At 57.6% G+C, this 25,485-nt stretch carries 25 protein-coding genes; 19 read left to right on the forward strand and 6 right to left on the reverse strand.

The annotated features are described in order from the left end of the window. Positions 1 to 72: 72 nt before the first annotated feature. Positions 73 to 321: a TIGR04438 family Trp-rich protein gene (locus J8G15_RS04115; RefSeq protein ID WP_210546290.1), complete on the forward strand. Its 249-nt coding sequence runs from the start codon at positions 73 to 75 to the stop codon at positions 319 to 321. Between the two features lie 46 nt (positions 322 to 367). Here the strand turns inward: J8G15_RS04115 and ilvD are convergent, their stop codons facing one another. Further along, the gene (ilvD, locus tag J8G15_RS04120) at positions 368 to 2,062 is read right to left on the reverse strand and encodes a dihydroxy-acid dehydratase (RefSeq protein WP_210546291.1); all 1,695 of its coding nucleotides are present in this window, start codon (positions 2,060 to 2,062) and stop codon (positions 368 to 370) included. A gap of 103 nt (positions 2,063 to 2,165) precedes the next feature. Here ilvD and J8G15_RS04125 point away from each other — a divergent pair, with 103 nt between their 5' ends. From J8G15_RS04125 to J8G15_RS04135, 3 genes are all read left to right on the forward strand, one after another. Then, positions 2,166 to 3,131: a LysR family transcriptional regulator gene (locus tag J8G15_RS04125; RefSeq protein ID WP_210546292.1), complete on the forward strand. Its 966-nt coding sequence runs from the start codon at positions 2,166 to 2,168 to the stop codon at positions 3,129 to 3,131. 44 nt (positions 3,132 to 3,175) lie between these two features. Next, positions 3,176 to 3,991, forward strand: a complete 816-nt coding sequence (lgt, locus tag J8G15_RS04130) for a prolipoprotein diacylglyceryl transferase (protein WP_210546293.1) — start codon at positions 3,176 to 3,178, stop codon at positions 3,989 to 3,991. 66 nt (positions 3,992 to 4,057) lie between these two features. After that, a complete protein-coding gene (locus tag J8G15_RS04135; protein WP_210546294.1) occupies positions 4,058 to 4,858 on the forward strand; it encodes an enoyl-CoA hydratase/isomerase family protein in 801 nt (266 codons plus the stop codon). A 40-nt stretch (positions 4,859 to 4,898) separates the two neighbouring features. Here the strand turns inward: J8G15_RS04135 and J8G15_RS04140 are convergent, their stop codons facing one another. Beyond that, on the reverse strand, positions 4,899 to 5,342 hold the full coding sequence (locus J8G15_RS04140) for a universal stress protein (protein ID WP_210546295.1): 444 nt from the start codon (positions 5,340 to 5,342) through the stop codon (positions 4,899 to 4,901). A gap of 98 nt (positions 5,343 to 5,440) precedes the next feature. Here J8G15_RS04140 and J8G15_RS04145 point away from each other — a divergent pair, with 98 nt between their 5' ends. The 9 genes from J8G15_RS04145 to J8G15_RS04185 all read left to right on the forward strand — a co-directional run bounded on the left by J8G15_RS04145 (position 5,441) and on the right by J8G15_RS04185 (position 13,252). Continuing rightward, positions 5,441 to 7,795 carry a cation-translocating P-type ATPase gene (locus J8G15_RS04145; protein WP_240538437.1) on the forward strand — a complete coding sequence of 785 codons (2,355 nt, stop codon included), beginning with the start codon at positions 5,441 to 5,443 and terminating at the stop codon, positions 7,793 to 7,795. Continuing rightward, complete coding sequence (gene ccoS, locus J8G15_RS04150; protein WP_210546296.1) at positions 7,795 to 7,932, forward strand: cbb3-type cytochrome oxidase assembly protein CcoS; 138 nt, start codon at positions 7,795 to 7,797, stop codon at positions 7,930 to 7,932. The genes J8G15_RS04145 and ccoS overlap by 1 nt, the downstream gene beginning before the upstream one ends. A gap of 85 nt (positions 7,933 to 8,017) precedes the next feature. After that, complete coding sequence (gene ccoN, locus J8G15_RS04155) at positions 8,018 to 9,454, forward strand: cytochrome-c oxidase, cbb3-type subunit I (protein ID WP_210546297.1); 1,437 nt, start codon at positions 8,018 to 8,020, stop codon at positions 9,452 to 9,454. A gap of 12 nt (positions 9,455 to 9,466) precedes the next feature. Beyond that, positions 9,467 to 10,093, forward strand: coding sequence for a cytochrome-c oxidase, cbb3-type subunit II (gene ccoO, locus J8G15_RS04160; protein WP_210546298.1), 627 nt, complete (start codon positions 9,467 to 9,469; stop codon positions 10,091 to 10,093). A 13-nt stretch (positions 10,094 to 10,106) separates the two neighbouring features. After that, positions 10,107 to 10,250, forward strand: a complete 144-nt coding sequence (locus J8G15_RS04165) for a cbb3-type cytochrome c oxidase subunit 3 (protein ID WP_210546299.1) — start codon at positions 10,107 to 10,109, stop codon at positions 10,248 to 10,250. 23 nt (positions 10,251 to 10,273) lie between these two features. Further along, complete coding sequence (ccoP, locus tag J8G15_RS04170; RefSeq protein ID WP_210546300.1) at positions 10,274 to 11,188, forward strand: cytochrome-c oxidase, cbb3-type subunit III; 915 nt, start codon at positions 10,274 to 10,276, stop codon at positions 11,186 to 11,188. Positions 11,189 to 11,298: 110 nt separating this feature from the next. Then, positions 11,299 to 12,669, forward strand: a complete 1,371-nt coding sequence (gene ccoG / locus J8G15_RS04175) for a cytochrome c oxidase accessory protein CcoG (RefSeq protein ID WP_210547459.1) — start codon at positions 11,299 to 11,301, stop codon at positions 12,667 to 12,669. 17 nt (positions 12,670 to 12,686) lie between these two features. Next, entirely contained in the window at positions 12,687 to 12,968 is a 282-nt protein-coding gene (locus J8G15_RS04180; protein ID WP_210546301.1) for a FixH family protein, read from the forward strand. Between the two features lie 59 nt (positions 12,969 to 13,027). Beyond that, the gene (locus J8G15_RS04185; RefSeq protein ID WP_370627534.1) at positions 13,028 to 13,252 is read left to right on the forward strand and encodes a hypothetical protein; all 225 of its coding nucleotides are present in this window, start codon (positions 13,028 to 13,030) and stop codon (positions 13,250 to 13,252) included. Between the two features lie 18 nt (positions 13,253 to 13,270). Here the strand turns inward: J8G15_RS04185 and mltB are convergent, their stop codons facing one another. The 4 genes from mltB to J8G15_RS04205 are packed head-to-tail and all read right to left on the reverse strand — an operon-like array spanning position 13,271 to position 18,354. Further along, complete coding sequence (mltB, locus tag J8G15_RS04190) at positions 13,271 to 14,377, reverse strand: lytic murein transglycosylase B (protein ID WP_370627486.1); 1,107 nt, start codon at positions 14,375 to 14,377, stop codon at positions 13,271 to 13,273. Further along, a complete protein-coding gene (locus J8G15_RS04195; RefSeq protein ID WP_240538438.1) occupies positions 14,374 to 16,422 on the reverse strand; it encodes a DUF3488 and transglutaminase-like domain-containing protein in 2,049 nt (682 codons plus the stop codon). Before J8G15_RS04195 ends, mltB begins: the two co-directional genes overlap by 4 nt. Continuing rightward, on the reverse strand, positions 16,419 to 17,420 hold the full coding sequence (locus J8G15_RS04200) for a DUF58 domain-containing protein (protein ID WP_210546303.1): 1,002 nt from the start codon (positions 17,418 to 17,420) through the stop codon (positions 16,419 to 16,421). The genes J8G15_RS04195 and J8G15_RS04200 overlap by 4 nt, the downstream gene beginning before the upstream one ends. 13 nt (positions 17,421 to 17,433) lie before the next feature. Beyond that, positions 17,434 to 18,354, reverse strand: a complete 921-nt coding sequence (locus J8G15_RS04205) for a MoxR family ATPase (protein WP_210546304.1) — start codon at positions 18,352 to 18,354, stop codon at positions 17,434 to 17,436. Between the two features lie 42 nt (positions 18,355 to 18,396). Between J8G15_RS04205 and J8G15_RS04210 the strand changes: the two genes are divergently transcribed. The 6 genes from J8G15_RS04210 (at position 18,397) to J8G15_RS04235 (ending at position 25,448) form a co-directional block, all read left to right on the forward strand. Next, on the forward strand, positions 18,397 to 19,350 hold the full coding sequence (locus J8G15_RS04210) for a histone deacetylase family protein (RefSeq protein WP_210546305.1): 954 nt from the start codon (positions 18,397 to 18,399) through the stop codon (positions 19,348 to 19,350). Beyond that, the gene (locus J8G15_RS04215; RefSeq protein WP_210546306.1) at positions 19,343 to 20,632 is read left to right on the forward strand and encodes a mechanosensitive ion channel family protein; all 1,290 of its coding nucleotides are present in this window, start codon (positions 19,343 to 19,345) and stop codon (positions 20,630 to 20,632) included. The genes J8G15_RS04210 and J8G15_RS04215 overlap by 8 nt, the downstream gene beginning before the upstream one ends. 170 nt (positions 20,633 to 20,802) lie before the next feature. Continuing rightward, positions 20,803 to 21,552 carry an electron transfer flavoprotein subunit beta/FixA family protein gene (locus J8G15_RS04220; RefSeq protein ID WP_210546307.1) on the forward strand — a complete coding sequence of 250 codons (750 nt, stop codon included), beginning with the start codon at positions 20,803 to 20,805 and terminating at the stop codon, positions 21,550 to 21,552. Positions 21,553 to 21,563: 11 nt separating this feature from the next. Beyond that, a complete protein-coding gene (locus tag J8G15_RS04225; protein WP_210546308.1) occupies positions 21,564 to 22,496 on the forward strand; it encodes an electron transfer flavoprotein subunit alpha/FixB family protein in 933 nt (310 codons plus the stop codon). Positions 22,497 to 22,601: 105 nt separating this feature from the next. Further along, positions 22,602 to 24,392, forward strand: a complete 1,791-nt coding sequence (locus J8G15_RS04230) for an acyl-CoA dehydrogenase (RefSeq protein ID WP_210546309.1) — start codon at positions 22,602 to 22,604, stop codon at positions 24,390 to 24,392. A gap of 96 nt (positions 24,393 to 24,488) precedes the next feature. Next, positions 24,489 to 25,448 (forward strand): nitronate monooxygenase family protein, encoded by a 960-nt coding sequence (locus J8G15_RS04235; protein WP_210546310.1) that lies wholly within the window; start codon positions 24,489 to 24,491, stop codon positions 25,446 to 25,448. The last annotated feature ends 37 nt before the right edge of the window (positions 25,449 to 25,485 follow it).

The raw sequence follows: 25,485 nt of genomic DNA on the forward strand, positions 1-25,485 counted from the left end.
GATCGGACTGATTGTATCGATTGGGGTGAGAGTGGGCCAAATTAAGTGCCCTCAAAACAACAGGAGAGATGTATGTATTTGTTGGGTTTGGGATTGCTTTTTATTGCGCTGAAGTATTTGGAGGTCGATCCTGTCGCTGCGTGGGAGTGGTGGGTCGTTCTGGCTCCGTTTGGACTGGCCATTGCCTGGTGGTCCTGGGCGGACTGGTCGGGCTACACCAAGCGAAAGGTAATGGAGCGCGAAAACCTCCGCAAGCAGGTTCGCATTGACAGCAACCGGGAGGCCATGGGTTTGGGCCCACAAAAGAAAAAGCGGCGCTAGGCGCCGCTTTAGAAAGATGGAGCGGCATTTAGCCACTCTTTTTTGCTCAATAGTTGTCCAGCACCGCGCCATTGCTGGCAGACGAGGCGTTGAAGGCAAATTTGGCCTGCACACCCCGGGTGTAGCGTGGCTTGGGGGCCACCCAAGTGGAACGGCGCTTCGCAATTTCTTCCTCGTTCACGTTCAATTGCAGCAGTAACTTGTTTGAATCAATGGTGATGGAGTCACCGTCGTTGATCAATGCAATCAGGCCGCCCGCCGCCGCTTCGGGTGCCACGTGGCCGACGACCATGCCCCAGGTACCGCCTGAAAAGCGGCCGTCTGTAATCAAACCTACGGACTCTCCTAGGCCTTGCCCAACCAAGGCGCCGGTAGGCGCCAGCATTTCGGGCATGCCCGGGCCACCTTTGGGGCCCAGGTAGCGCAACACCATCACGTCGCCAGCGACGATTTTGTTGGCCAGAATGGCGGCCAGAGCGGACTGTTCGTCATCAAACACGCGGGCTGGCCCGGTCATTGCGGGGTTTTTCAAACCCGTGATCTTGGCCACACAGCCTTCGGGGGACAGATTACCTTTCAGAATCGCCAGGTGACCTTGCGCGTACATGGGGTTGCTCAAGGGGCGAATCACATCCTGGTCAGCGCGGGGTGCATCGGGCACGTCCTTCAGCACTTCCTCAATTGTTTCGCCAGTGATGGTGATGCAATCGCCATGCAGCAGGCCAGCGGACAGCAAGGTTTTCATCACCTGGGGAATGCCGCCAGCTCGGTGCAAGTCAACCGCCAAGTACTTGCCACTTGGCTTCAGGTCGCACAGCACGGGGGTTTTGACACGCACGCGTTCAAAGTCGTCAATCGTCCATTCCACGCCGGCAGCGTGGGCGATGGCCAGGAAGTGCAACACGGCATTGGTCGAGCCACCGGTGGCCATGATCACAGCCACTGCGTTTTCGATCGACTTGCGGGTCACGATGTCGCGTGGCTTCAAGTCCAGTTTGATGGCGTTGACCAGCACTTTGGCGGATTCTTTGGCCGATACGACTTTTTCGTCGTGCGGGTTGGCCATGGTGCTGGAGTAGGGCAGCGAGACGCCCAGGGCCTCAAACGCACTCGACATGGTGTTGGCGGTGTACATGCCACCACAGGAACCGGTGCCGGGAATGGCACGGCGCTCGATCTCGAGCAAGTCTTCGTCGCTCATGCGGCCGGCGGCGTTTTCACCGACAGCCTCAAATACGCTCACGATGTTCAAATCTTTGCCACGGAAGGTGCCGGGCAGAATGGTGCCGCCATAGACAAATATAGACGGCACATTGGCGCGCAGCATGCCCATCAGGCCACCGGGCATGTTTTTGTCGCAACCGCCGATGACGACCACGCCGTCCATCCATTGGCCGCCCACGCAGGTCTCAATACAGTCAGAGATCACTTCACGGCTGACCAGCGAATACTTCATGCCTTCGGTGCCCATGGCCATGCCGTCGGAGATGGTGGGCGTGCCAAAGGTTTGCGCGTTGCCGCCAGCTTCCTCAATGCCCTCAACGGCTGCATCTGCCAGTTTTTGCAGGCCGCTGTTGCAAGGTGTGATTGTGCTGTGACCATTGGCCACACCAATCATGGGTTTCTTGAAATCTTCAGCTTCGTAACCCATGGCGTAGTACATGGACCGATTCGGTGCACGTGACTTGCCCTCGGTGATGTTCTTGCTGCGGGGGTTCATAACAATAGGTTTGATGTCCATGAGGCGCTCTCTGTGTATGGGGGAGGGGATCGTGCGACAAGTATGCCTGTGGTCAATTCGTTGTTCCAATATATTTTTAGAGATGTATTAATATCCCCTGCATATGACTGAACCGATACTTTCCCAGTCAAGCGCGACCGCCAACCACCTAATTGAACTGAGGTTGTGGCGTCAATTTGCCGCCGTGGCTGACACGCTTCATTTCGGACAGGCGGCGGTGCGTCTGCACATGACGCAGCCCCCGCTGACCCAGGCCATTGTGCAGTTGGAGCGAACCTTGGGCGTGCGTCTGTTTGACCGCACCAAGCGCAGTGTTCAGTTGACCCCTGCGGGCGCGGCGCTGTTGCCGACCGTGCTGGACCTGTTGGCACGGGCACAGGCGCTGCCCGCGCAGGCTCGCGCTGCCGCGCAGGGTGAGGTGGGACGGCTACGTTTGGGTTTTGTATCCACTGTGGGTTTCGCCCTGCTGCCGCAGTGGGTGCGCGGCTTTCGGGCGCAATACCCGAAAGTGCAGCTCGATTTGCTCGAAGCCACCGGGGACATGCAGTTGCAGGGCCTGGAGCGGGGTGAACTGGATGCGGGTTTTATGCTGCATGCGCCGGGGTTCGCCCCGGTGGGTTTGTCGCGCTGCCTCATCACACAAGAGCCATTGGTGCTGGCGATGCCTGAACAGCACGGCATGGCCGCACAACCCACCCTAAGACTTGCCGACGTGTTGACTGACCCGTTGGTAATTTTCCCACGGCGAATTGCGCCGTCCTTGTATGACAGTATCTTTGCCCTTTATCACGGCGCCGGCTTTCTGCCTGCTGTCGCGCAAGAGGCCATCCAGATGCAAACCATTGTGAATTTGGTCTCGGCCGGACTGGGCGTGGCCTGGGTGCCGGAAAGCGTGCGTCAGTTTCAACGCTCCGGGGTGGTCTACCGAGAGGTTCAAGCGCCTGGCAAGGGGCCACTTGGCGCCAGCGACGCGATGCCACGTTGTGAAACCAGTCTGGTCTGGGCCGCGCAGCAGGTTAGCCCCACACTGGACCGGTTTGTGACCTATGCCCAGCAACAGCTGGGTTGATCTCCCTGATTTGGGGCAATGCGCATGCGGGCACAATGGCGGCCATGCTGATTCATCCTGAAATTAATCCGATCGCCCTGCAACTGGGTCCAATAGCCATTCATTGGTATGGCTTGACGTATCTGGCTGCGTTTGGGCTCTTTATGTTGCTTGGCTTTCGCCGCTTGCGCCATGAGCCTTTTGCATCCATCACCGGGCAAGGCGCCTGGGTCCGGCGGGATGTGGAAGACATTTTGTTTCTGGGCGTCATGGGCGTCATTTTGGGAGGGCGCATCGGCTATTGTCTTTTTTATAAGCCGGCGTACTACTTGTCCAACCCGCTCGAGATCTTCGCAGTGTGGCAAGGTGGCATGAGTTTTCATGGCGGTTTGCTGGGCGTTTTGCTGGCGATGGTCTGGTTTGCCCGCTCCCGCCACCGGCCCTGGCTGCAGGTGATGGACTTTGTGGCGCCCTGCGTGCCCACTGGATTGGCGGCGGGCCGAGTCGGAAACTTCATCAATGGCGAGTTGTGGGGCCGCATCAGCAGTCCTGACTTGCCCTGGGGCATGGTGTTTCGCGATGGTGGCAACTTGCCCCGCCATCCGTCACAGATTTACCAGTTCCTGCTGGAGGGCATGTTGCTCTTCGTGTTGCTGTGGTTGTATGCCCGCAAGGAGCGCAAACAAGGGCAGGTGTCTGCCGTGTTTTTGCTGGGTTATGGTGTGTTTCGCTTCATCGCCGAATTTTTCCGTGAGCCAGATGCACATTTGGGATTGTTGTCACTGGGCATGAGCATGGGCCAGTGGCTGTGCATTCCCATGATCGTCGGTGGTATGGCCATGTGGTGGTGGACTGGCAAGCAAGAACCCAGTACCAAATAACGCTCCAGCCTCAGCGGAATAAGCGCAGGTAGCTATACAAATGAGAGCGCCACTCACGGAGGTTGTATGAGCGGGACGATTCGATCGGCGCAAGTCGGGCACCTATCGGTGGTCACCATTGACCACCCCGCCCGGTTCAACGCCATGTCTCGCGCCATGTGGGCGCAGTTGAAAACGGTGTTTGAGCAGATCCAGCACAACGCCGACGTGCGCTGCGTGGTGATCAAGGGCGAGGGCGCTCATTTTTGCGCGGGTGGCGACATCTCTGAATATGCCGACTTCCGGTTTCAAGAGGAGAGCCTGCGGCACTTTCACGAGAATGAAGTGTGGGGCGGCTTGCAAGCCATGTTGGATTGCGATGTGCCTATCGTCGCCCAGATTGAAGGCAACTGTATGGGTGCGGGTGTGGAGATTGCCAGTTGCTGTGACATTCGCTTGTCGTCCAGCACGGCTCAGTTTGGGGCGCCGATTGCCAAACTGGGTTTCCCCATGGCGCCACGCGAGGCCGCCTTGGTGACGCGTGAGCTCGGGGCCACCGTGGCCCGACAAATGTTGCTGGCTGCGACGCTGTTTTCTCCGTCGGAGTTGCTGGCCTGTGGGTTTCTCAGCCAAGTAGTGGCGGGCGAACAGCTGAACGCGCAGGCACAGGCATTGGCCGAACGAGTTGTCAGCCTGGCCCCTCAGGCCGCACGCCTCAACAAACAAACAATTCGAGTGCCAAATCAGCCCTTGGCCCTCGTATTGCCTGCGGGAGAGGCTATTGATTTAGTAGTAAATCAAACGCCCAACCCCTATGCCTACGCTGACAGTGCAGAGCACCGAGAGGGCGTGATGGCGTTCCTGCAAAAACGCAAACCCGTTTTTTAACTTTTTCCAGAGGCTCCGCGCAATATGCCCCTGCGGCTGACTAACGCATTACCAGAACTGGCACGTGGGAGTGGGTGAGCACCTGCTGGGTTTCGCTGCCAAGCAACAGCCGCTTCACGCCTTTTCGGCCATGAGAAGCCATCACCACCAGATCGCACTTGTGCTTCTTGGCGGCGGCAATGATGGCGTCTGACACGACGTCAGACTTGGCGGTTATTCCTTTGGCCTTCACCCCATTGGCCTCAGCGGCTTTTTTGACGCCGTCCACAATGGTTTGACCTTCGGTGGCCCATTGGGCTTCCACTCGCTCCACTTCAGCGGCTTGGAGGGCGAGTCCACCTTCAAAATAGCTTTGTGGATAGCGGGGCACCACCTTCAATGCCACCAATTCGGCGCCCAGCGAGGAGGCCAGAGCGATGGCGTTGGCGACCGCCTTTTTTGACAAAGCTGAGCCATCCGTTGCAACAAGAATTTTTTTGTACATGCTTGGTTTCCTGTGAGTTGAGCCTTCAGCTTACCCCCGTGGCGTTGCGCCGTCTTGATGCAAGTCAAGAGAATTGGTGGCGCCCTGGAGTACGCTAGATGCCTATGCCAATCGTTCACTCCGCTGCTGTCGACCCGCTGTCACTTGCTGCCATCACACCACGCGCCGCCAGCAAATTGACGGACGCGACGGAACCCGATGTCCTTGAGTTGCTGGACGACCCTGCTGAGTGGTCGGCCTTCAGTCGGGCCGACATTGGCCAAACCGATGTGTGGGAGTCCAACCTGTTGATTGAGGGTATGCACTGCGCCGCTTGCGCTTTGAGCATTGAAGACGCCTTGCTGAAAGTGCCCGGTGTGGCCAAAGCCGAGGTCAGCGCTGGCAGTCATCGGGCGCGGGTGGTGTGGTCGTCTCAACAAGCGAAACCCTCTGACTGGATGCAGGCGGTGCGTGCTGCGGGCTACCGGGCTGTGCCCGCCAACGATGCTTTTTCTCGGGAACGCCGCAAAGCGGAGGCTCGCAAAGCGCTGTGGCGCATGTCAGTGGCCGGTCTGTGCATGATGCAGGTCATGATGTACGCCTACCCCGCGTATGTGGCGGCCCCCGGCGATTTGACGGCCGAGATGGAACAACTTCTGCGCTGGGCATCTTGGGTACTGACCTTGCCTGTCATTCTCTTCTCATGCGGGCCTTTTTTTAGCAGCGCACTTCGCGATGTCATGAGCCTGCGTGTCAGCATGGATTTGCCGGTGGCGCTGGGCATGGCCATCACTTTTGTGGTCAGCTCCATTGGCACATTTGAGCCGCAAGGCGTGTTTGGGCGAGAGGTGTACTTTGACTCGCTGACCATGTTTGTGTTCTTTTTGCTGACCGGGCGCTGGTTGGAACTTCGGCTGAGGGACCGCACAGCGGGCGCGCTGGAGGCGCTGATGAATCGTCTTCCTGACAGTGTGCCGCGGCAACTTCCCAATGGCGAATTTGAGCGGGTGCCGGTTCGCCGCCTAATGGCCGGTGATGTGATTCGAATCCTGCCTGGCGAATCGTTTCCTGCGGACGGCGTGGTGTTGCAAGGCGAGACCACGGTGGACGAAGCTCTGCTGACGGGCGAATCTCGTCCCATGGCGCGCGGTGTTGGCGGCGCGGTGATTGCGGGCAGCCACAACCTGTCCAGTGTGGTTCAGGTTCGGGTCGATGGCGTCGGTGAGCAAACCCGGTTTGCTCAGATCGTTGCTTTGATGGAGAGCGCCTCAGTCTCCAAGCCGCCCATTGCCAGGTTGGCGGACCGGGTGGCCAAACCGTTTTTGATTGCCGTTTTGATCGCGGCAGGCCTGGCCTGTTTGTATTGGTGGCCGAGTGATCCCGGCCACGCACTGATGGTAGCGGTCGCTGTGCTTATCGTGACGTGCCCTTGCGCCTTGTCATTGGCCACGCCGGCGGCAATGCTGGCCTCGGCCGGCGCTCTGGCCAAAAGAGGCGTCTTGGTCAGGCGGCTGGAGGCCTTTGAGGCACTGGCCTCCATTGACACTGTGTTGTTTGACAAAACGGGCACCTTGACGCGCGACGCCATGGTGTTGGGTGAGGTGAGGGTCCGCGAAGGCACCTCGGTGTCAGACGCGCTGGCGCTGGCCGCGACTCTGGGGCAAAACTCGTTACACCCCGTGTCTAGGGCGCTGCTGGGCGCGGCGGGTGGAAGTTCAGCAGTCTTGGCTTGGTCCGCCAGCCAAGTGACGGAGCAAGCGGGGCAGGGTGTCTCCGGTCAAATCTCTCGGAAAGGAAGCAGCGAGTCGCCCCGCGCTCTGCGTTTGGGGTCTGCCGAGTTTTGTGGCGTTCAGTCGCCAGCTTCCAGCTCTTTGCATGCCTGCCTCAGTGATCAGCATGGCTGGCTGGCCACGTTTGAACTGCATGAAGATATTCGAGCCGATGCGCTCGCAACCGTTCAGTGGTTGGCGCAACAGGGCATCGCCGTTCAACTCCTATCCGGCGACGGGAATGAGGCAGTCGCCAGGGTGGCGTCTGCGGTTGGCATTGCCAATTTTCGCGGCGGTTGTTCGCCGCAAGACAAGCTGGCATTTTTGAAGTCGGCGCAGCAACGTGGCGGTCGCGTGGCCGTGGTGGGAGATGGGCTGAATGACGGGCCGGCGTTGGCTGGCGCCCATGTATCTTTCTCCTTTGGTCAAGCGGTGCCGCTTGCGCAAGCGCAATCAGATTTTGTGATTTTGGGAGAACAGTTGACGACCGTCGTCGCGACGGTGAAACTGGCACGGCGCACCTTGCAAGTGGTTCGTCAAAACCTCGTATGGGCCGCGATCTATAACGCGGTGTGCGTGCCTTTGGCGGTCTTTGGGTTTTTGCCGGCATGGCTGGCCGGCTTGGGGATGGCCTTGAGTTCGCTGCTGGTCGTTCTTAACGCGTTGCGCCTTTCGTCGAAGGCGGAATTGCAAGGAGTCAGTTAATGGACATTTTGTATTTGCTGATCCCGCTTTCGGTGATTCTGGTTTTTTTCATCATCGGCGGTTTGTGGTGGGCAATATATCGGGGTCAATTCGAAGATATCGAGTCTGAAGGGGAGCGAATTCTTAAGGATTCTTAAGGAATGTGGCAAAGAGTTGATGTGAGTCAAATGGGGCTAGGGTTTTCCATTGGAAACTCCTTGTAACAAACTTAGAGAGGTGAAAATGATATTTCCCAACGCGTCTGCAACCACCTACAACGACAAGGTGGTCAGACAGTTCGCCATCATGACCATTGTGTGGGGGGTGGTTGGCATGTTGGTCGGCGTGATCATCGCCGCCCAATTGACTTGGCCCGAGCTGAATTTTGGTATCTCTTGGCTCAGCTACGGTCGATTGCGGCCTTTGCACACCAATGCGGTGATTTTTGCGTTTGGCGGCTGTGGTTTGTTTGCCGCTGCCTACTATGTGGTGCAACGAACCTGTCATGTGCGCTTGTTCGGAGACAAGATGGCCGCCTTCACCTTTTGGGGTTGGCAGCTGGTGATTCTGGCAGCTGTTGTGTCGCTCCCACTGGGTTACACACAGGGCAAAGAGTACGCTGAGCTGGAGTGGCCCATTGACATTCTGATCACGCTGGTCTGGGTGTCGTTTGCCATTGTGTTTTTCGGAACGGTGGGCACGCGCAAGGTGCGTCACATCTACGTGGCCAATTGGTTTTTCGGTGCCTTCATCATTGCCGTGGCGTTGCTGCACCTCGTTAACAGTGCCGCGATTCCCGCTGGCGCCATGAAGTCATATTCAGCCTACGCCGGTGTGCAAGACGCCATGGTGCAGTGGTGGTATGGCCACAACGCGGTTGGTTTTTTCCTGACCGCAGGCTTCCTGGGCATGATGTATTACTTCATTCCCAAGCAAGCTGAGCGGCCTGTCTACTCGTACCGCCTCTCTATCGTTCACTTTTGGGCGTTGATTTTTACCTACATGTGGGCCGGCCCACACCATTTGCATTACACCGCCTTGCCTGATTGGACCCAGTCGGTCGGCATGGTCTTCTCCCTGATTTTGTTGGCACCCAGCTGGGGCGGCATGATCAACGGCATCATGACCTTGTCGGGCGCTTGGCACAAACTGCGCGATGACCCGATTCTGCGTTTCCTGATCGTTTCACTCTCCTTCTACGGCATGTCGACCTTTGAAGGTCCGATGATGTCCATCAAAACAGTGAATGCCTTGTCGCATTACACGGATTGGACTGTTGGCCACGTGCACTCTGGAGCTCTGGGCTGGGTTGGCTTGGTGACCATGGGTTCGATGTATTACCTGATTCCTCGCCTGTTCGGTCAAAAACAGATGTACAGCGTCAAAGCCATTGAGATTCATTTCTGGGCTGCCACCATTGGTATCGTTGTTTACATCGCCGCCATGTGGATTGCCGGTGTGATGCAGGGCCTGATGTGGCGCGCCATCAACCCAGACGGCACGCTGACCTACACCTTTGTTGAGTCGGTGAAAGCCACGTTCCCGTTCTATGCACTGCGCTTGTTGGGCGGATTGTTGTACCTGGGCGGCATGATCATCATGCTTTGGAATACCTATAAAACGGTCACCAATGGACGCTCTGTCACGGTAACGATTCCCGCCGCAGTCGCACACGCTTGATAAGGAAACAACATGGCTGATACGAAATCAAGCGGCGGACTGTCGCACGAGAAAATCGAAACCAACAACTTCCTGATGATCGTTTTGATCCTCTTGGTGTTGCTGGTCGGGGGCATGGTCGAGATTGTTCCTTTGTTCTTCCAAAAGTCGACCACGGAGCCGGTCAAAGGACTTTTGCCGCTGACCCCGCTAGAACTGGCTGGACGCGATGTGTATGTGCGTGAGGGTTGCTACAACTGTCACTCGCAAATGATTCGTCCTTTTCGCGCAGAGACGCTGCGTTACGGGCATTACTCCGTCGCCGGTGAGTTTGTTTATGACCATCCGTTCCAGTGGGGTAGCAAACGCACTGGCCCTGATTTGCATCGGGTCGGTGGCAAATACAGTGACCAGTGGCACCGTGACCACTTGCATAACCCTCGTGACCTGGTGCCCGAGTCCAATATGCCTGCCTACCCTTGGTTGGCGACGTCTGCAGTTGACCATGAGTCGATTCCCACGCATATGAAAGCGTTGCGGACTGTTGGCGTGCCCTACACGGACGAGCAGATTGCCGCGTCGTCGGCGGAGATCAAAGGCAAGACCGAGGTGGATGCCGTGATCGCCTACCTGCAAGTCTTGGGAATCTCAGTTAAATAAGAGAGGACGTTCTATGGAACTCGATATCAACACCCTTCGTTCAGTGGCCACCGTGGCGGCCTTCATTACTTTCATTGGTATTGTGGTTTGGGCTTATTCGCGTCGCAATGCAGCCGATTTTGAAGAGGCGGCCAATCTGCCCTTCGAGCAAGACTGACGAACGGACCAAAAGGATAAAAAATGAGCGATTTCACTAGTAATTTCTGGTCCATCTACGTGACCGTGATCACGATCGTCAGTATCTTGGCTTGCTTGCTTCTGCTGTGGTTTAGTGGCAAAGCCAAAGCCATGACCGCTGAGGACAACACCACCGGCCACGTCTGGGACGGCGACTTGCGCGAGATGAACAACCCGCTGCCGCGCTGGTGGGCCTACCTGTTCGTGATCACCGTGATCTTCGCGTTTGTCTACTTGGCCTTGTACCCTGGTTTGGGGACCTACAAGGGAACGCTCGGTTGGACATCGTTGGGGCAACATGAAAAGGAAGTTGACAAAGGCAATGCTGAAGTCGCTCCTTTGTACGCCAAATTTGAGGCGATGACACCCGAAGAGCTGATAAAGGACACACAGGCCATGGCCATTGGTGACCGCTTGTTCATGAACAACTGTGCTCAATGCCACGCCTCAGATGCTCGCGGTACCAAAGGGATTCCAAACTTGACCGATGGTGATTGGTTGCACGGTGGTACGCCAGAGTTGATCAAAACGACCTTGACTCAGGGACGCATGGGCAATATGCCTCCCATGGCGGCGGCCGTCGGTTCGAGTAGCGACGTCAAGAATTTGGCTCAGTATGTGTTGAGCTTGTCGGGCAGTCCGCATGACTCGGTTCAGGCCGCCTTGGGCAAGGAAAAATTCGTAGCCTGCGCGGCCTGTCATGGCGCCAACGGCAAGGGAAATCAAGCCTTGGGCGCTCCGAACTTGACGGACGACATCTGGCTGCATGGCTATGGCGAGGCGGCGATCATCTCCATGATCAACAACGGCAAGGTCAACCAGATGCCAGCGCAAGCTGAAAAGCTCACCGAAGGGCAGATTCATGTGTTGACGTCTTATGTCTTGAGTCTTTCCAACAAGGGTGTTTCGGCTCAGTAAGCGCCTCTGACCTTGACCGCGCCCAACTGAATGAAGGACATCGATTGACCAAACCGGCCGCTTCGACCAAAAAGGTAATTCCGATTGTGGCGGTGCCAGCAGACCCGGAAATGGTTTCGCTGTACGCAGCCCGCAAGGATATTTACCCACGCAGCGTGTCCGGGTTTTTCTCGCGCTGGCGCTGGGCCATGGTGATCCTGACACAACTGGTGTTCTACGGCTTGCCTTGGCTGGAGTGGGGTCAACGCCAAGCCGTTCTATTTGATTTGGGTGACCGGCGTTTCTACATCTTCGGGTTGGTTCTTTATCCGCAAGACTTTATTTACCTCACCGGCCTGCTGGTGATCTCGGCACTGGGGCTTTTTCTGTTCACTGCGGTGGCTGGGCGCCTCTGGTGCGGGTACACCTGCCCGCAGACGGTGTACACCGAGATGTTTTTGTGGATTGAGAAACAGATGGAGGGGGATCGCTCCGCGCGCATGCGTCGCGATGGGCAACTCTGGTCCATGGACAAGTTTCTGCGCAAGGGTGGCAAACATGTGGCTTGGCTGCTGTTGGCCATGTGGACTGGCTTCACCTTTGTGGGCTACTTCACGCCGATCAAGGAATTGGGGCTGGCCTTTGTTCAACTGAACATGGGGTCATGGGAAATTTTCTGGTCCATCTTTTACGGGTTTGCCACCTACGGAAACGCTGGCTTCATGCGGGAGCAGGTCTGTTTGCACATGTGTCCCTATGCGCGTTTTCAAAGCGCCATGTTTGACAAAGACACCCTGATCGTTACCTATGATGCCGAGCGTGGTGAACCTCGCGGTGCCCGCTCCCGCAAGACGGACCCGGCCACATTGAACCTGGGGGCGTGTATTGACTGCACCCTGTGCGTTCAGGTCTGCCCCACGGGTATTGATATTCGGGACGGTTTGCAATACGAGTGCATTGGCTGTGGCGCCTGCGCGGATGTGTGCGACACCGTGATGGACAAAATGGGTTATGCCCGTGGACTGGTGAAATACAGCACCGAAAACGCCATGAATCAGCACTGGACCAAGAGCCAGACGCTGCGCCATGTGCTTCGCCCCCGAATACTGATTTACACCAGCATCTTGCTCGGCGTCGTGGTGGCCATGGTGGTGAGTTTGGCCTTGCGCACGCCCTTCAAGGTCGATGTGGTTCGTGACCGAGGGGTGATGGCCCGTGTGGTGGGGAAAGGCGACATTGAAAATCTTTACCGCTTGCAGCTCATGAATGCGACCGAATCGATGCAGACTTACAAAATTTCAACCACAGGTTTGCCTGGCCTGACGTTGACGACCCCAGACACCGTCGAGGTGGCCTCCACCGAGTCGCACTGGGTGACGGTGCGGTTGGTGGCGCCCTTTGGTTCGGCAGAGCCCGGCTCTCATGTCATTTATTTCGATGTTGAAGCGATCGGAACGACTGACAAAGTGTCCGAGAAGTCTTCATTTATTGTTCCCCGCTAGGGAAAAAGGAATTGATCATGCAAAACAATTTGACGGAATCAAGCGGTCCTTGGTGGAAATTTGGCCACGTGTGGATGGTGGTGGCCGGCCCAGCAGTGGTCGTGCTGGCGAGCTTTATCACGCTCTACCTGGCCATTACCCGGCCAGACCCCGTGGTGTCAGAAGACTATTACCGCCAGGGCCTTGAAATTAACCAGCGTCTGGAAGCCCAGGCCGCCGCCAGCATGGCCCCTGCCGTTCAAGCTCGCAATCACGCCGCCACCGGCGTGGCCCCGCCGGCCGTGCCCGTCAAGCCATGAGTCCTGTGCCATTGCAATCTATACCTGCAGGTCAGCCTGTGGTGAGGTATCAACGGCTGATGTGGATCGTGTGGCCAGCCTTTCTGGTGGCCTGCGTGCTTGAGGCCCTGGTGTTTGCCATGGTGGATCCTCAAGATTTGCACTGGTTTGGCGAGCCGGTCCAGGTGTCCAGAGCCGGTTTCTACTCACTGGCGTTCCTGGTGTTTTGGATCACTGCCATGGTGTCCAGTGCATTGACCACCTTGTTGGCGATGCCGTCGCGTGAAGTCAACCTCTCGCCCTAGGCCCGGCGCGCCAGGCGACTATTCGTTCAGGGCTTTGGAAATTTCCTGCCCAAGTTCGATCACGGCCAGTGCGTAATAGCTGCTCCAGTTGTACCGGGTGATGGCGTAAAAATTCTCCGTGCCGGCCACATAGATCGGGTCGCGGTCGCCGTCTTGCAGCTCCACTAAGGCCAATGGGCCTTGGTGTGACAGTGCTGCGCCACTGAGCACCGCGCCTTGGGCGGTAAACCGTTCCACACTGAATGTCGGCAAAATGTCCGGCGCCAGCAAGGCCTTCATGTCGACGGTTTGGGGGTTGAAGCTCACCGGGTAGTGCGTGGGCATTCCAGGCTGCCAGTTGAAGGCCTTGAAGTAATACGCCACAGACCCGATCACATCGGCGGCGCTATTGAACAGATCAATGCGCCCATCACCATCAAAATCAACAGCGTATTTCAACCAGCTGGAGGGCATGAACTGCGGCATGCCCATGGCGCCCGCAAAGCTGCCACGCAATGACAGCGGGTCCAGCGTGCTGCGAGCGGTCAAGCTAAAGAGCTGGGACAGCTCGGATTTAAAAAATTCACTGCGGACCGCTGCTCTGGGATGCGTGGTGGGAAAGTCAAATGCCAAGGTGGCCAAGGCGTCAATGACTCGAAAATTACCGACTTGCTGACCGTAAATCGTTTCAACCCCGACGATGCCCACAATCACCTCTGCCGGAACGCCGGTTTCACGCTCGGCCCGGGCCAAAGTCTCCCGGTTGTCTTTCCAAAACCGCACGCCTGCCTGGATGCGGGTGGCATCAATGAAGCGGGAGCGATAAACAGCCCAGTTCTTGCGAGTGCCCGTTGGCGCCGGCTGAACGTATTTTGCGGCCAATGGCAAGTACCGGGCTTGTCCCACAATACGCCGGACCCACTCGGACGGCAGGTTTTCACGGGCTGCGATGTCCTCAGCAAAACGCATCGCATCTTCCCGTTGGCCATACAAGGGGCCGGCCAGAGGCGGTTGACTTTGTGCGCTGCCGACCTTGCGCTTGTTTTTATGAGGTTTTCCGGCGATGGCCCCCGTTGACAGGGCGCAGGCAGCTACTAATCCGATAGCAATCGAAAAGCATTGACGGTAATTTTTGAGAAGAATCACGTGGGCCAGGGCAGTTGTTTGAACGTTCGTCTCAGTGTAGCGAGGCCGTTGGAAGGCTTTGCTCCCGCAACAGGTGGTGCATAGCGAATTGCTTCAAGCCGCAAAAGCCAGTCTTTCAGCGCCGGGGCGCCGGGGTGGTCTGGCCCGAGTTGCTGAATCAACTGCTCGGCCACGCGGCGCGGCGGGCTGTTCGGCGCAACATCGATGCCACTGCGGCGCAATCGAGCGCTTGCCCGTTCCAGCAAGTGCAACCAAGGGTCTCTGTGGTGGCGGTCCCAAAGGCCCCACAGCGCGGCGCCCAGACTGGCCACTACAACTGCGGCAATCAGGACGTAGATCAAGTCCTCCCAGTTGGGCGACTCGAAACCCAGGTTTTCAAGCAATTTGAGTTGTTGCCCCTGGGTGTAATTCAACACCCACTGGTTCCAGCTGTTGTTGGCGGCGTCCCAATAGGCACGCAGGTTGAGCGCAAATTCAGTGTTCACGGTACCGAGCAAGGCGGTGCCAATCGCACCTTGTTCGCGCTGAAGTCGCTCAAATGTGCCGGTGCGTCCCGGGGACACGGCGGAAGTGGGGTCCACCCGAGTCCAACCCTGTCCACTGATCCACACTTCCGCCCAAGCGTGGGCCTCACTTTGCCGAACCACCCAATACCCGTCCACCGCATTGCGCTTACCCCCCTGGTAGCCCGTAACCACCCGCGCCGGGATGCCCATGGCCCGTATCAGAATCACAAAACTGGAGGCCATGTGCTCACAAAATCCGAGCTTGCGGTCAAACCAGAACTCGTCCGCGCTGTGGCGTCCATAAAGCCCCGGTTCCAGCGTGTAGGTATAGCCCCCGGTTCGCAGGTGGTTCATGATGGTATCGACCAACTGCGCGCTCGCTCCCTCGCCGTCGCCGGCTTGTGTGCGCAGCTCCTTCGCCCACTGGGCGGTTCGGGGGTTGAATCCCGTCGGCAGATTGAGATAGTCCTGCAATCCCGCTTTGTAGGTCAGCGGACCATGGGTGAATTTGGGGAAGCTTTGCGCGGTATAGCGAACCAGATCGCCAATGGGCCGATCCGTGACCCACTGAAGCTCCGGCGTCATGCTGACCTGATAGCCATTTAACAAGGGCTTCTCAGGCGTGGCATCCAGCACCAGCAACCAGGGGTGATTGCTGGGCTTCAAGGTGACTTGATAGTTCACCGGCGTGCCCTGGCCGCGCAGATCAGCGGCTACTTGTAGGCGTTCGGGCAGACTGGACTGCAATGCGGTCCAACTCTTGCCGTCAAAGTCTGAAAGCACGGGACCCCTGAAGTACAGGTCGGACTGGTCCGGCATCTCGCCATTGAAGCGCACCAGCAGCGCGATGCTGTCGTCAAGTGCCAAACTGGCAATGTTGCCGACCTGCATGCTGGACGACAGGCCACTGCGACCGCTCATGCCATCGCTGGGAATGCCCCACAGCGGCGCCATCCTCGGAAACAGTACAAAAAGCAGTGCCATGATGGGCACGCCCCATAAGGCCATCATGCCCGCCGTTCTGGCGGATTCCAGCAATGGGGGTTTTCCCACCGGCTTGTGGGTGTTGACCAGCGCAGTCAGCAAGCCCATCAGCGCCACCAACATCGCCCCCGCGGTCAGGAGAGACTGGGAGTAGAAGAAGTTGGTCAGCATCAAAAAGAAGCTGAGAAAAAACACCACGAATGCATCCCGCCTGGCGCGCAACTCCAGCGTTTTGAGTGCCAAGAGAACCACCACCAGCGTCACGCCAGCGTCGCGGCCCAGCAATGTTTTGTGCGACCACAAGGTGGCGGCCACTGTCAACACCAAAACGCCACGCAACCACCATCGCGAGGGCAATGGCCGGGTGTGCCACGCGAGATAAGCCCGGTAGATGAGTGCGCTGCCGGCCATGACGCTGCACCACAAAGGCAGGTGGCCAACCTGGGGAGCAAGCACCCAGGCAATGACGAACAGCATGAACAAGGTGTCCCGACTGTCGCGTGGCAGTTGGATGGATGGAGTGAACCAGGTGCTCTGCATGTTGGGGCGTTTCATCGGTTCAGGGCCAAGGCCTGCAAACACCGTTTTTTTTGAGCCTCGCCGCTGGCAGGAGGGATGTCCAGCCCTGCCAGTCGAAGGCCATAGTCCAACGCCAGCCGGTCGGCCTGCAGCACCCAGGCACAGAGGCGGGACAATTGCCGCTCCGGGTGTGAGAGGCCGGTCTCGCGCTGGTCCAGCCACAGCTCAACTCCCAGGGCGTGAACCGAGTCCCGGCTGACCAACTCGTCTGCCTTGGCCAGTTTTTTCCAGACCACCATTTTCAGCGGGTCACCCCGGCGGTAGGCGCGCACGCCGTCGAAGTCCCCCGCGACGCTGCTTTGCGTTGCGGGGCCATCACCCGCGTGGGCGGATGCCAATGGCAGGGGAGGCGCGCTGACTTCCGGGGTCGGGTAAACCAAAACTTGGGCAGCTGGACGCCACACCGTCCAGACTCGAAAAGTCCCCAAGGGGTAACGCGTCTCGGCGGTGAGAGTAGGGACGCGATGCAGCCCGCGACGAGCGGGCTGAAAAGCCACTTGCAATGTACACACCCCCTGGGCCGGCACATTGCACCAAGCCCAGTGGCCGGAGCCCATCACGGCCAGCCCAATGCCATGGCGAGTGCTGCGCCGCTGGCTTTGGAGTTGGACTTCCATCAAGGCCGAGGTGCCCGCAAAAACAGGAGAGGGCAGCGCGAGGTGCAGGCTAACGCCCCTCAGCGTGCCGTGACACACCAGCATCCCAACCATGGCGGTTCCCGCCAGGAGAAATGTGAGCATGTACCCCAAATTCAGCTGGTAGTTGATGGAGGCGACCAGCAGCAACAGCAGCGTGGCTCCCAACATCAGCCCCGGCCCGGTCGGCAAGATATAGACGCTGCGCTGGGTGAGCGTGACGCTGTCCGTCAGTGGCAGGCGCGATTCGAACCACTGCCGAAACCTGCGTTGCAGGCGACGGATCGGATGACGCCAAAAACGACCACGATCGGGTTCGCCCGTTGTTGCATTGCTCATCAAAGTGCCTACCTTATGGCAGGGCTATCGCGTCGATCATGGCGCGCACCTGCTCAACCGCGCCTCGCCCCGCATTGCCAACGGGAACCAGACGATGCGCGATGGTTTGGGGCAGGATGGCCTGAATGTCGTCAGGTGCCACATAGTCGCGCCCATTGAGAAGTGCCTGTGCTTTTGCAGCACGCAACACGGCAATGCTCGCACGTGGGCTCAGTCCCTGCACAAACCAGTGGCCTGATCGTGTGGCGGCAATGAGGTCTTGAAGGTAGTCCAGCAATGGCGGCGCAGCGTGAATAGTGAGCACCAGGGATTGAAGGTGTTTGAGTTCGTCAGGTGTCAACAGGCTGGGCAGCGCGTTCACTAGGTCGCGCCGGTCATGGCCAGCCAGCAAGTCACGCTCAGCCACGCGGTCGGGGTAACCCAGGGACAGCCGCATTAGAAACCGGTCCAATTGTGATTCGGGTAGGGCATAGGTCCCCAACTGGTCATGCGGGTTCTGAGTGGCAATGACGAAAAAAGGCGAGGGTAGCAAGCGGGTTTCACCCTCCACCGTCACCTGCTTTTCTTCCATCGCTTCCAGCAAGGCGCTTTGGGTCTTCGGGCTGGCCCGGTTGATTTCGTCAGCGAGCAACACCTGGGCAAAAATGGGGCCTGGGTGAAACACAAATGCTTCCTTGCCTCGTTCGTAAACGGAGACGCCAGACAGGTCACTGGGCATCAGGTCAGAGGTGAACTGAACGCGTGAAAACTGCAGTCCAAAAGTTCGCGCCAAGGCGTGAGCCAAGGTGGTTTTCCCCACGCCGGGCACGTCTTCGATCAGAAGGTGGCCACCAGCGAGCAAACAAGCAACACAGTCTTGCGTTTGCGCAGCTTTTCCCACAATCACCGTGTTAAGCTGATTGACGAGGGATTTAAGTTTGAGTTGTGCTTGCATGGCATGACGTTACCAAAAATAATCGAGAGACAGGACGGCGCCATGGCCATGACCGGATACTTCACCCACTCTGATTGCCGCAAACATGAAATGGGCCCGGGCCACCCCGAATGCCCTGAGCGGCTCGATGCCATCGAAGACCGCCTCTTAAGTTCCGGTTTGAGCATTGCCCTTGACCGTCGAGAGGCATCAAAAGCCCCGCTGACAGACATTGAGCTGGCCCATGGCCGGATGCATGTTGCCTCCTTGCGCGGCCTGAGCGACGGCCTCAAAGATGAAATTGACGCGGGCGGACCCAGTCATGCCCAGCTTGACCCTGACACCTCCTTGAATGTTTTCACTTGGGACGCTGCATTGCGCTCTGCGGGTGCGGCAATTGATGCCACTGATGCGGTGATATCAGGTGAGTTGGCCAACGCCTTTTGTGCGGTGCGCCCCCCGGGACACCACGCCTGCCGGGACAAAGCCATGGGCTTCTGCTTTTTCAACAACGTGGCCATTGCCGCCAAATACGCTTTGGAGCGTCACGGTTTGAAACGCGTGGCGATTGTTGACTTTGACGTGCACCATGGGAATGGCACTGAAGACATTGTGGCCGGTGATCAACGTATTTTGATGACCAGTTTTTATCAGCATCCTTTCTACCCTATGGATACCGTGCACTCCACCGCCAGCAATTTGGTCAACATGCCTGTTCCTGCGTACACCAAAGGCGCAGAGATTCGTGAGTTAATCGAGACGCACTGGATTCCCCGCCTGGAGGCGTTTCGCCCTGAGATGATCTTTATCAGTGCCGGTTTTGATGCTCACCGGGAAGACGATATGGGTCAAATGGGACTGGTTGAGCAAGACTACGCATGGATCACTCAGCGGCTGAAAGATGTGGCGGAGCGCCATGCCAAAGGGCGCATTGTTTCCTGTTTGGAGGGGGGCTACGTGCTGAGTGCACTGGCCCGCAGCGTGGAGGCGCACGTTCGGGTATTGGCCGATGTCTGAGGGCGGTATCCCCTCCTTGGAGGGCTGGATTGCCGCGTTGACTAGACCCGCCGCATTGGCGGAGTTGGCCGCTCTTGTGGCCAGCGGTGTGTTGGCTTGGGCCTTTTGCCTCGGTATTTCACGGGCCTCTGGGCCACCTGACAAGACCTCCATTCTGTTTGGTCGACGCATTGTGGATGGCGCTCTGTTCCCTCTACTTTGGCTGCCATTGGCCTATCTGGCGCAGGCCTTGTTGGCCCGGTGGGTGCCGATGGCGGTGTTCAAGATTGCCATTCCCGTCCTGATGGCTTTGGTCGTCATTCGAGTGGGCGTCAAAGTACTGCAAGTTGCCTTTGGCAACACCCGCTTGATTCGCGTACTGGAACGTACTATTTCCTGGGTGGCTTGGTTGGCGATGGTGTTGTGGGTGAGCGGTCTGCTGCCCCTGATACTCGATGAGTTAGACCGCGTGACATGGACCATTGGTGGCTCCAGCATGTCGATTCGCACCCTGATTGAGGGCATTCTGACTGCCGGTGCGGTATTGATCATTGCCCTTTGGATTTCCTCGGCCATTGAGGCCCGTCTGCTGCGCGCCGCTACGGGGGGGGCGTTGTCATTACGCAAGGCGGTCAGCAACGCGACGCGTGCTTTTTTGATGTTTGTCGGCCTGTTGGTGGCCTTGTCTGCGGTCGGTATTGACCTGACGGCCCTGTCGGTGCTGGGTGGTGCGATTGGTGTCGGTGTCGGGTTTGGATTGCAAAAACTGGCATCTAACTACGTTAGTGGATTTGTCATTCTGGCGGAGCGCAGCATGCGCATTGGTGACAACGTGCGGGTGGACAATTTTGAGGGGGTCATCACCCAAATCAATGCGCGATACACCGTGATTCGTTCTTTGGGGGGGCGGGAGTCCATTGTTCCCAACGAACTCTTGATCATCACCCGGGTGGAAAACCTGTCTCTGTCAGATTCAAGGGTCTGGCTGTCCACCCTGGTGTCTGTGTCCTATGACAGTGATGTGGAGTTGGTGATGGGGTTGTTGCAGAAAGCAGCCTCCAGTCAGAACAGGGTGCTGAATGACCCTGCGCCTTCGGTGACGCTGATCAATTTTGGGGCAGACGGTTTGGAGTTGAAAGTGGGGTATTGGATTTCCGACCCTGAGAACGGCAGTGACGGGCTGAAGTCACTGATTAACCTTGAAATCCTTCGTTCGCTGCGCGAACACCACATCGAGATTCCATTCCCCCAGCGCGTGGTACACACTGCGCCGCTTGAGAAATTGCCAGTCATGCCGCTATAATCATTAAAAAGCACGGTCGTTCTATTTTGTGATTTGAGTGGCTTTGTCATGCGGATGACCATCCTGACAGGCTGCTCGGAATAGAATCATTTGGTTGACGTACACGTCAATCAAAGCGGTCGTGTATGTGCAGTCCTTCGTCGAATTCGTAACTATCTGGAGACAAAACAATGAAAGCCCTGGTCGCAGTCAAACGCGTGGTGGATTACAACGTCAAGGTCCGCGTCAAATCGGATCAAACTGGCGTGGATATCGCTAACGTCAAAATGAGCATGAACCCGTTCGATGAAATCGCTGTGGAAGAGGCTGTTCGATTGAAAGAAAAAGGAATCGTCACCGAAATCATTGCGGTTTCTTGCGGCGTGACCCAGTGTCAGGAAACTTTGCGCACCGCCATGGCAATCGGCGCAGATCGGGCCATTCTGGTGGAAACATCGGAAGAGTTGCAGCCTTTGGCGGTTGCCAAGTTGTTGAAAGCCTTGTTTGACAAAGAGCAGCCTGGATTGGTGTTTCTTGGTAAGCAAGCCATTGACGATGATTGCAACCAGACTGGTCAAATGTTGGCCGCCCTGGCCGACTTGCCACAAGCCACTTTTGCCAACAAGGTCGAAGTGGTCGACGGCAAGGCTTCCGTGACCCGTGAAGTGGACGGCGGTCTGGAGACCCTGTCGATCACGCTGCCAGCGGTTATCACCACTGATTTGCGCTTGAATGAGCCACGCTACGTGACCTTGCCCAACATCATGAAGGCCAAGAAGAAGCAGCTCGATATTTTCAAACCCGAAGACTTGGGTGTGGACGTGACACCGCGTATCAAGACACTGAAAGTGACAGAGCCCGCCAAGCGCAGCGCCGGCATCATGGTGCCCGATGTGGCTACTCTGGTGGACAAGCTGAAAAACGTTTCTAAAGTCATCTGAGGAGCACCACCATGACATCACTCGTTATTGCAGAACACGACAACGCGACTATCAAAGCCGCTACCCTAAATACCGTGACCGCCGCCGTCAAATGCGGTGGTGACGTGCACGTGCTGGTCGCCGGCGCCAATGCATCGGCAGCCGCCGCACAAGCCGCCCAAATTGCCGGCGTGAGCAAGGTTTTGCATGTTGAAGGCGAAGGCTTTGCCCACGGACTTGCTGAAAACGTGGCCGCACAAGTGTTGGCATTGGCTTCGGCCTACAGCCACATCGTGTTTCCGGCGACGGCGTCGGGCAAGAATATTGCGCCCCGCGTGGCCGCCAAGCTGGATGTGGCACAAATCTCTGACGTGACCCAAGTCGACAGTGCGGACACGTTTGAGCGCCCCATTTATGCCGGCAATGCCATCGCCATTGTGCAAAGCCTGGATGTCATTAAGGTACTTACGGTGCGCACCACAGGCTTTGACCCAGCGGCTGCCACCGGGGGTTCTGCCACCGTGGAAAGCGTTACTGCCGTGCCGGCCAATGACAAGGCCGTGTTTGTGAAGGCCGAGATTGCCAAGAACGACCGGCCAGAACTGACCTCTGCCAAGATCATCGTCTCTGGTGGACGCGCCTTGGCCAGTGCCGAGAAGTTCAACGAAGTCATGACCCCGCTGGCAGACAAACTCGGGGCCGCCATGGGCGCCTCTCGCGCTGCCGTGGACGCAGGTTACGCACCCAACGATTGGCAAGTGGGCCAAACCGGAAAAATTGTAGCGCCTCAGCTCTACATTGCCTGCGGCATCAGCGGCGCGATCCAGCATTTGGCCGGCATGAAAGACTCCAAGGTGATTGTGGCGATCAACAAGGACGCTGAAGCACCGATCTTCTCTGTGGCCGACTACGGTTTGGAAGCTGACTTATTTGTGGCGGTTCCCGAACTGGTCGCCGCACTTTAAGCTAATCTGACCCAGGGCATCGCGCGGCGATGCCCTTTTTTTGCGCTTGCGCTGTGCCAACGCCCGTCCAAGCCCCTCTTTTCCCCTTTCTTCAGGAGACTCGTCATGAGTTATGTTGCCCCCGTTAAAGACATGATGTTCAACATTCAGCACCTCGCTGGCATTGAGCACATTGCGACACTACCCGGTTTTGAAGACGCCGGCCTGGAGACTGCCCAAGCGGTGCTGGAAGAGGCAGCCAAGTTCAACGAAGGCGTGTTGAGCCCTTTGAACTGGGCGGGTGACCAAAACCCATCGAGTTGGAAAGACGGCAAAGTGACCGCAACGCCCGGATTCAAAGAAGCTTTTGCTCAGTTTGTGCAGGGAGGCTGGCAGGGTTTGCAGCACCCGGTGGACTGTGGTGGCCAAGGGCTGCCCAAGCTGATTGGCGCCAGCGTGGGGGAAATGCAAAACTCCGCCAACATGAGCTTTGCGCTGTGCCCCTTGTTAACCGATGGTGCCATCGAAGCCTTGCTGACAGCGGGCTCTGACGATTTGAAGGCCACCTACTTGAACAACATGGTGAGCGGCAAATGGACCGGCACGATGAACTTGACCGAGCCGCAGGCGGGCAGCGACTTGGCGGCTGTGCGCAGCCGCGCTGAACTTCAAGCTGACGGCAGCTACAAAGTGTTCGGCACCAAAATTTATATCACCTGGGGTGAGCACGACATGACCGAAAACATCGTCCATTTGGTGTTGGCTCGCGCCGCAGGTGCCCCCGAAGGCGTCAAAGGCATCAGCCTGTTTGTGGTGCCCAAGTTCCTGGTCAATACCGATTGCACATTGGGCCCGCGCAACGACGTGCATTGCGTGAGCATCGAGCACAAGCTCGGGATCAAAGCCAGCCCGACGGCTGTGTTGCAATTCGGGGACCATGGTGGCGCCACGGGTTTCATTGTGGGCGAGGAAAACCGCGGCTTGGAATACATGTTCATCATGATGAACGCGGCCCGCTTTGGCGTGGGGGTTCAGGGCATTGCCATTGCAGAACGTGCCTACCAAAAGGCGGTTGCCTTCGCCAAAGACCGTGTGCAAAGTCGCCCCGTAGATGGCTCACAGCCTGCCGCTGCCGCCATCATCCATCACCCCGATGTGAAGCGTATGCTGATGACGATGCGCTCCTATGTCGAAGGCTGTCGCGCCATGGCCACGGTGGCCGCGGCTGCCTATGACACCGCCCACAACCATCTTGACCCAGAGACAGCCAAACAGAACCAGGCGTTTTATGAGTTCTTGGTACCACTGATCAAAGGCTACAGCACTGAAATGAGCTTGGAGGTCACGTCAATGGGCGTGCAAGTGCATGGTGGCATGGGTTTTATTGAGGAAACCGGCGCGGCCCAGTACTACCGTGACGCCAAGATTTTGACCATCTACGAAGGTACCACGGCCATTCAGGCCAATGATTTGGTAGGGCGCAAGACCGCGCGCGATGGTGGCCAGGTCGCGAAGGGCATTGCGGCTCAGATTGAAGCCACCGAAGCCTTGTTGACTGAGCGCGGTGACGCCGATGCCTTGGCGGTTGCCAAGCGCTTGAAAGCGGCCCGCGAGGCGTTTCTGGATGTGGTTGCTTTCGTGGCCACCAACACCCGCTCCAACCCCAACGCCGTGTTCTCTGGCAGCGTGCCTTACCTCATGCTGGCCGGTAACCTGGTCGCCGGTTGGCAATTGGGCCGCTCATTGCTGGTGGCGCAAGACCTAATCGCAGCCGGTGTCGACGTGGCCTTTATGAAGGCCAAGATCACAACGGCCCGCTTTTACGCCGACCACCATCTGACCAAAGTGCCAGGGGTGCGGGACGCCATCGTTGACGGTGCCCAGAGCGTGACCGAGCTGGCGCTGGATTCCTTTTAAGACAATTACTCCTTATTTGATAGCTGTTGTCGCTGATCTGACAAGGGCATGAGGCCTTTTTTGCCAATAATGACGACCTTATTTTAGAAAGACCGCATGTCCAAGTTACCCGCGCCTCTGAACAATTTGCCTTTTCCGGTGATCGGCTCGCCGCTGTTCATCATCAGCAATCCCAAGCTGGTGATTGCCCAGTGCACGGCTGGTGTCGTGGGCGCCATGCCGGCGCTTAATGCCCGCCCTGCCGAACTGCTGGAAGAGTGGCTGATTGAAATCACCGAGGCGTTGGCAGCCCACAACAAGGCGCATCCGGATCAACCGGCGGCGCCATTTGCCATCAACCAGATCGTGCACAAGAGCAATGAGCGACTGGAACACGACATGGCCATGTGCGTGAAATACAAGGTGCCCATCATCATCACCTCGCTGGGTGCGCGCGAGGACATTAACGCCGCGGCGCATTCCTACGGTGGTGTGGTGCTGCACGACGTCATTAACAACAAACACGCGCACAAGGCCATTGAGAAGGGTGCCGATGGCCTGATCGCCGTGGCAGCCGGCGCCGGTGGACACGCAGGGGTGAAGAGTCCGTTCGCCTTGATTCAGGAAATTCGCCAGTGGTTTGACGGCCCGGTGGCGCTCAGTGGTTCCATCTCAACGGGTGATGCGGTGCTGGCGGCGCAGGCCATGGGGGCTGACTTTGCCTACATTGGCTCCGCCTTTATTGCCACGGAAGAAGCGCGCGCCGCTGATGATTACAAACAGTCCATTGTCGATAGCAACTCGGACGACATCGTTTATAGCAATCTGTTCACCGGGGTGCACGGAAACTACCTGGCGCCCAGCATTCGCAATGCCGGCATGGACCCCGATCACCTGCCGGAAAGCGACCCGAGCAAGATGAACTTTGCTGGCGATAAGACCAAAGCCTGGAAAGACATTTGGGGTTGCGGACAAGGCATTGGTGCTGTCAACAAGGTGCAATCGGCAGGTGACTATATTGCACAACTGAAGCGTGAATACCAAGCGGCGCGCGATCGTTTGTCTTTGAGAAATTAAGCCAAATCGACCTCTAGCCCCCGTTCCTTATGTGCAA

This window comes from Rhodoferax sp. PAMC 29310 (assembly GCF_017948265.1).
GTDB lineage: Bacteria > Pseudomonadota > Gammaproteobacteria > Burkholderiales > Burkholderiaceae_C > Rhodoferax.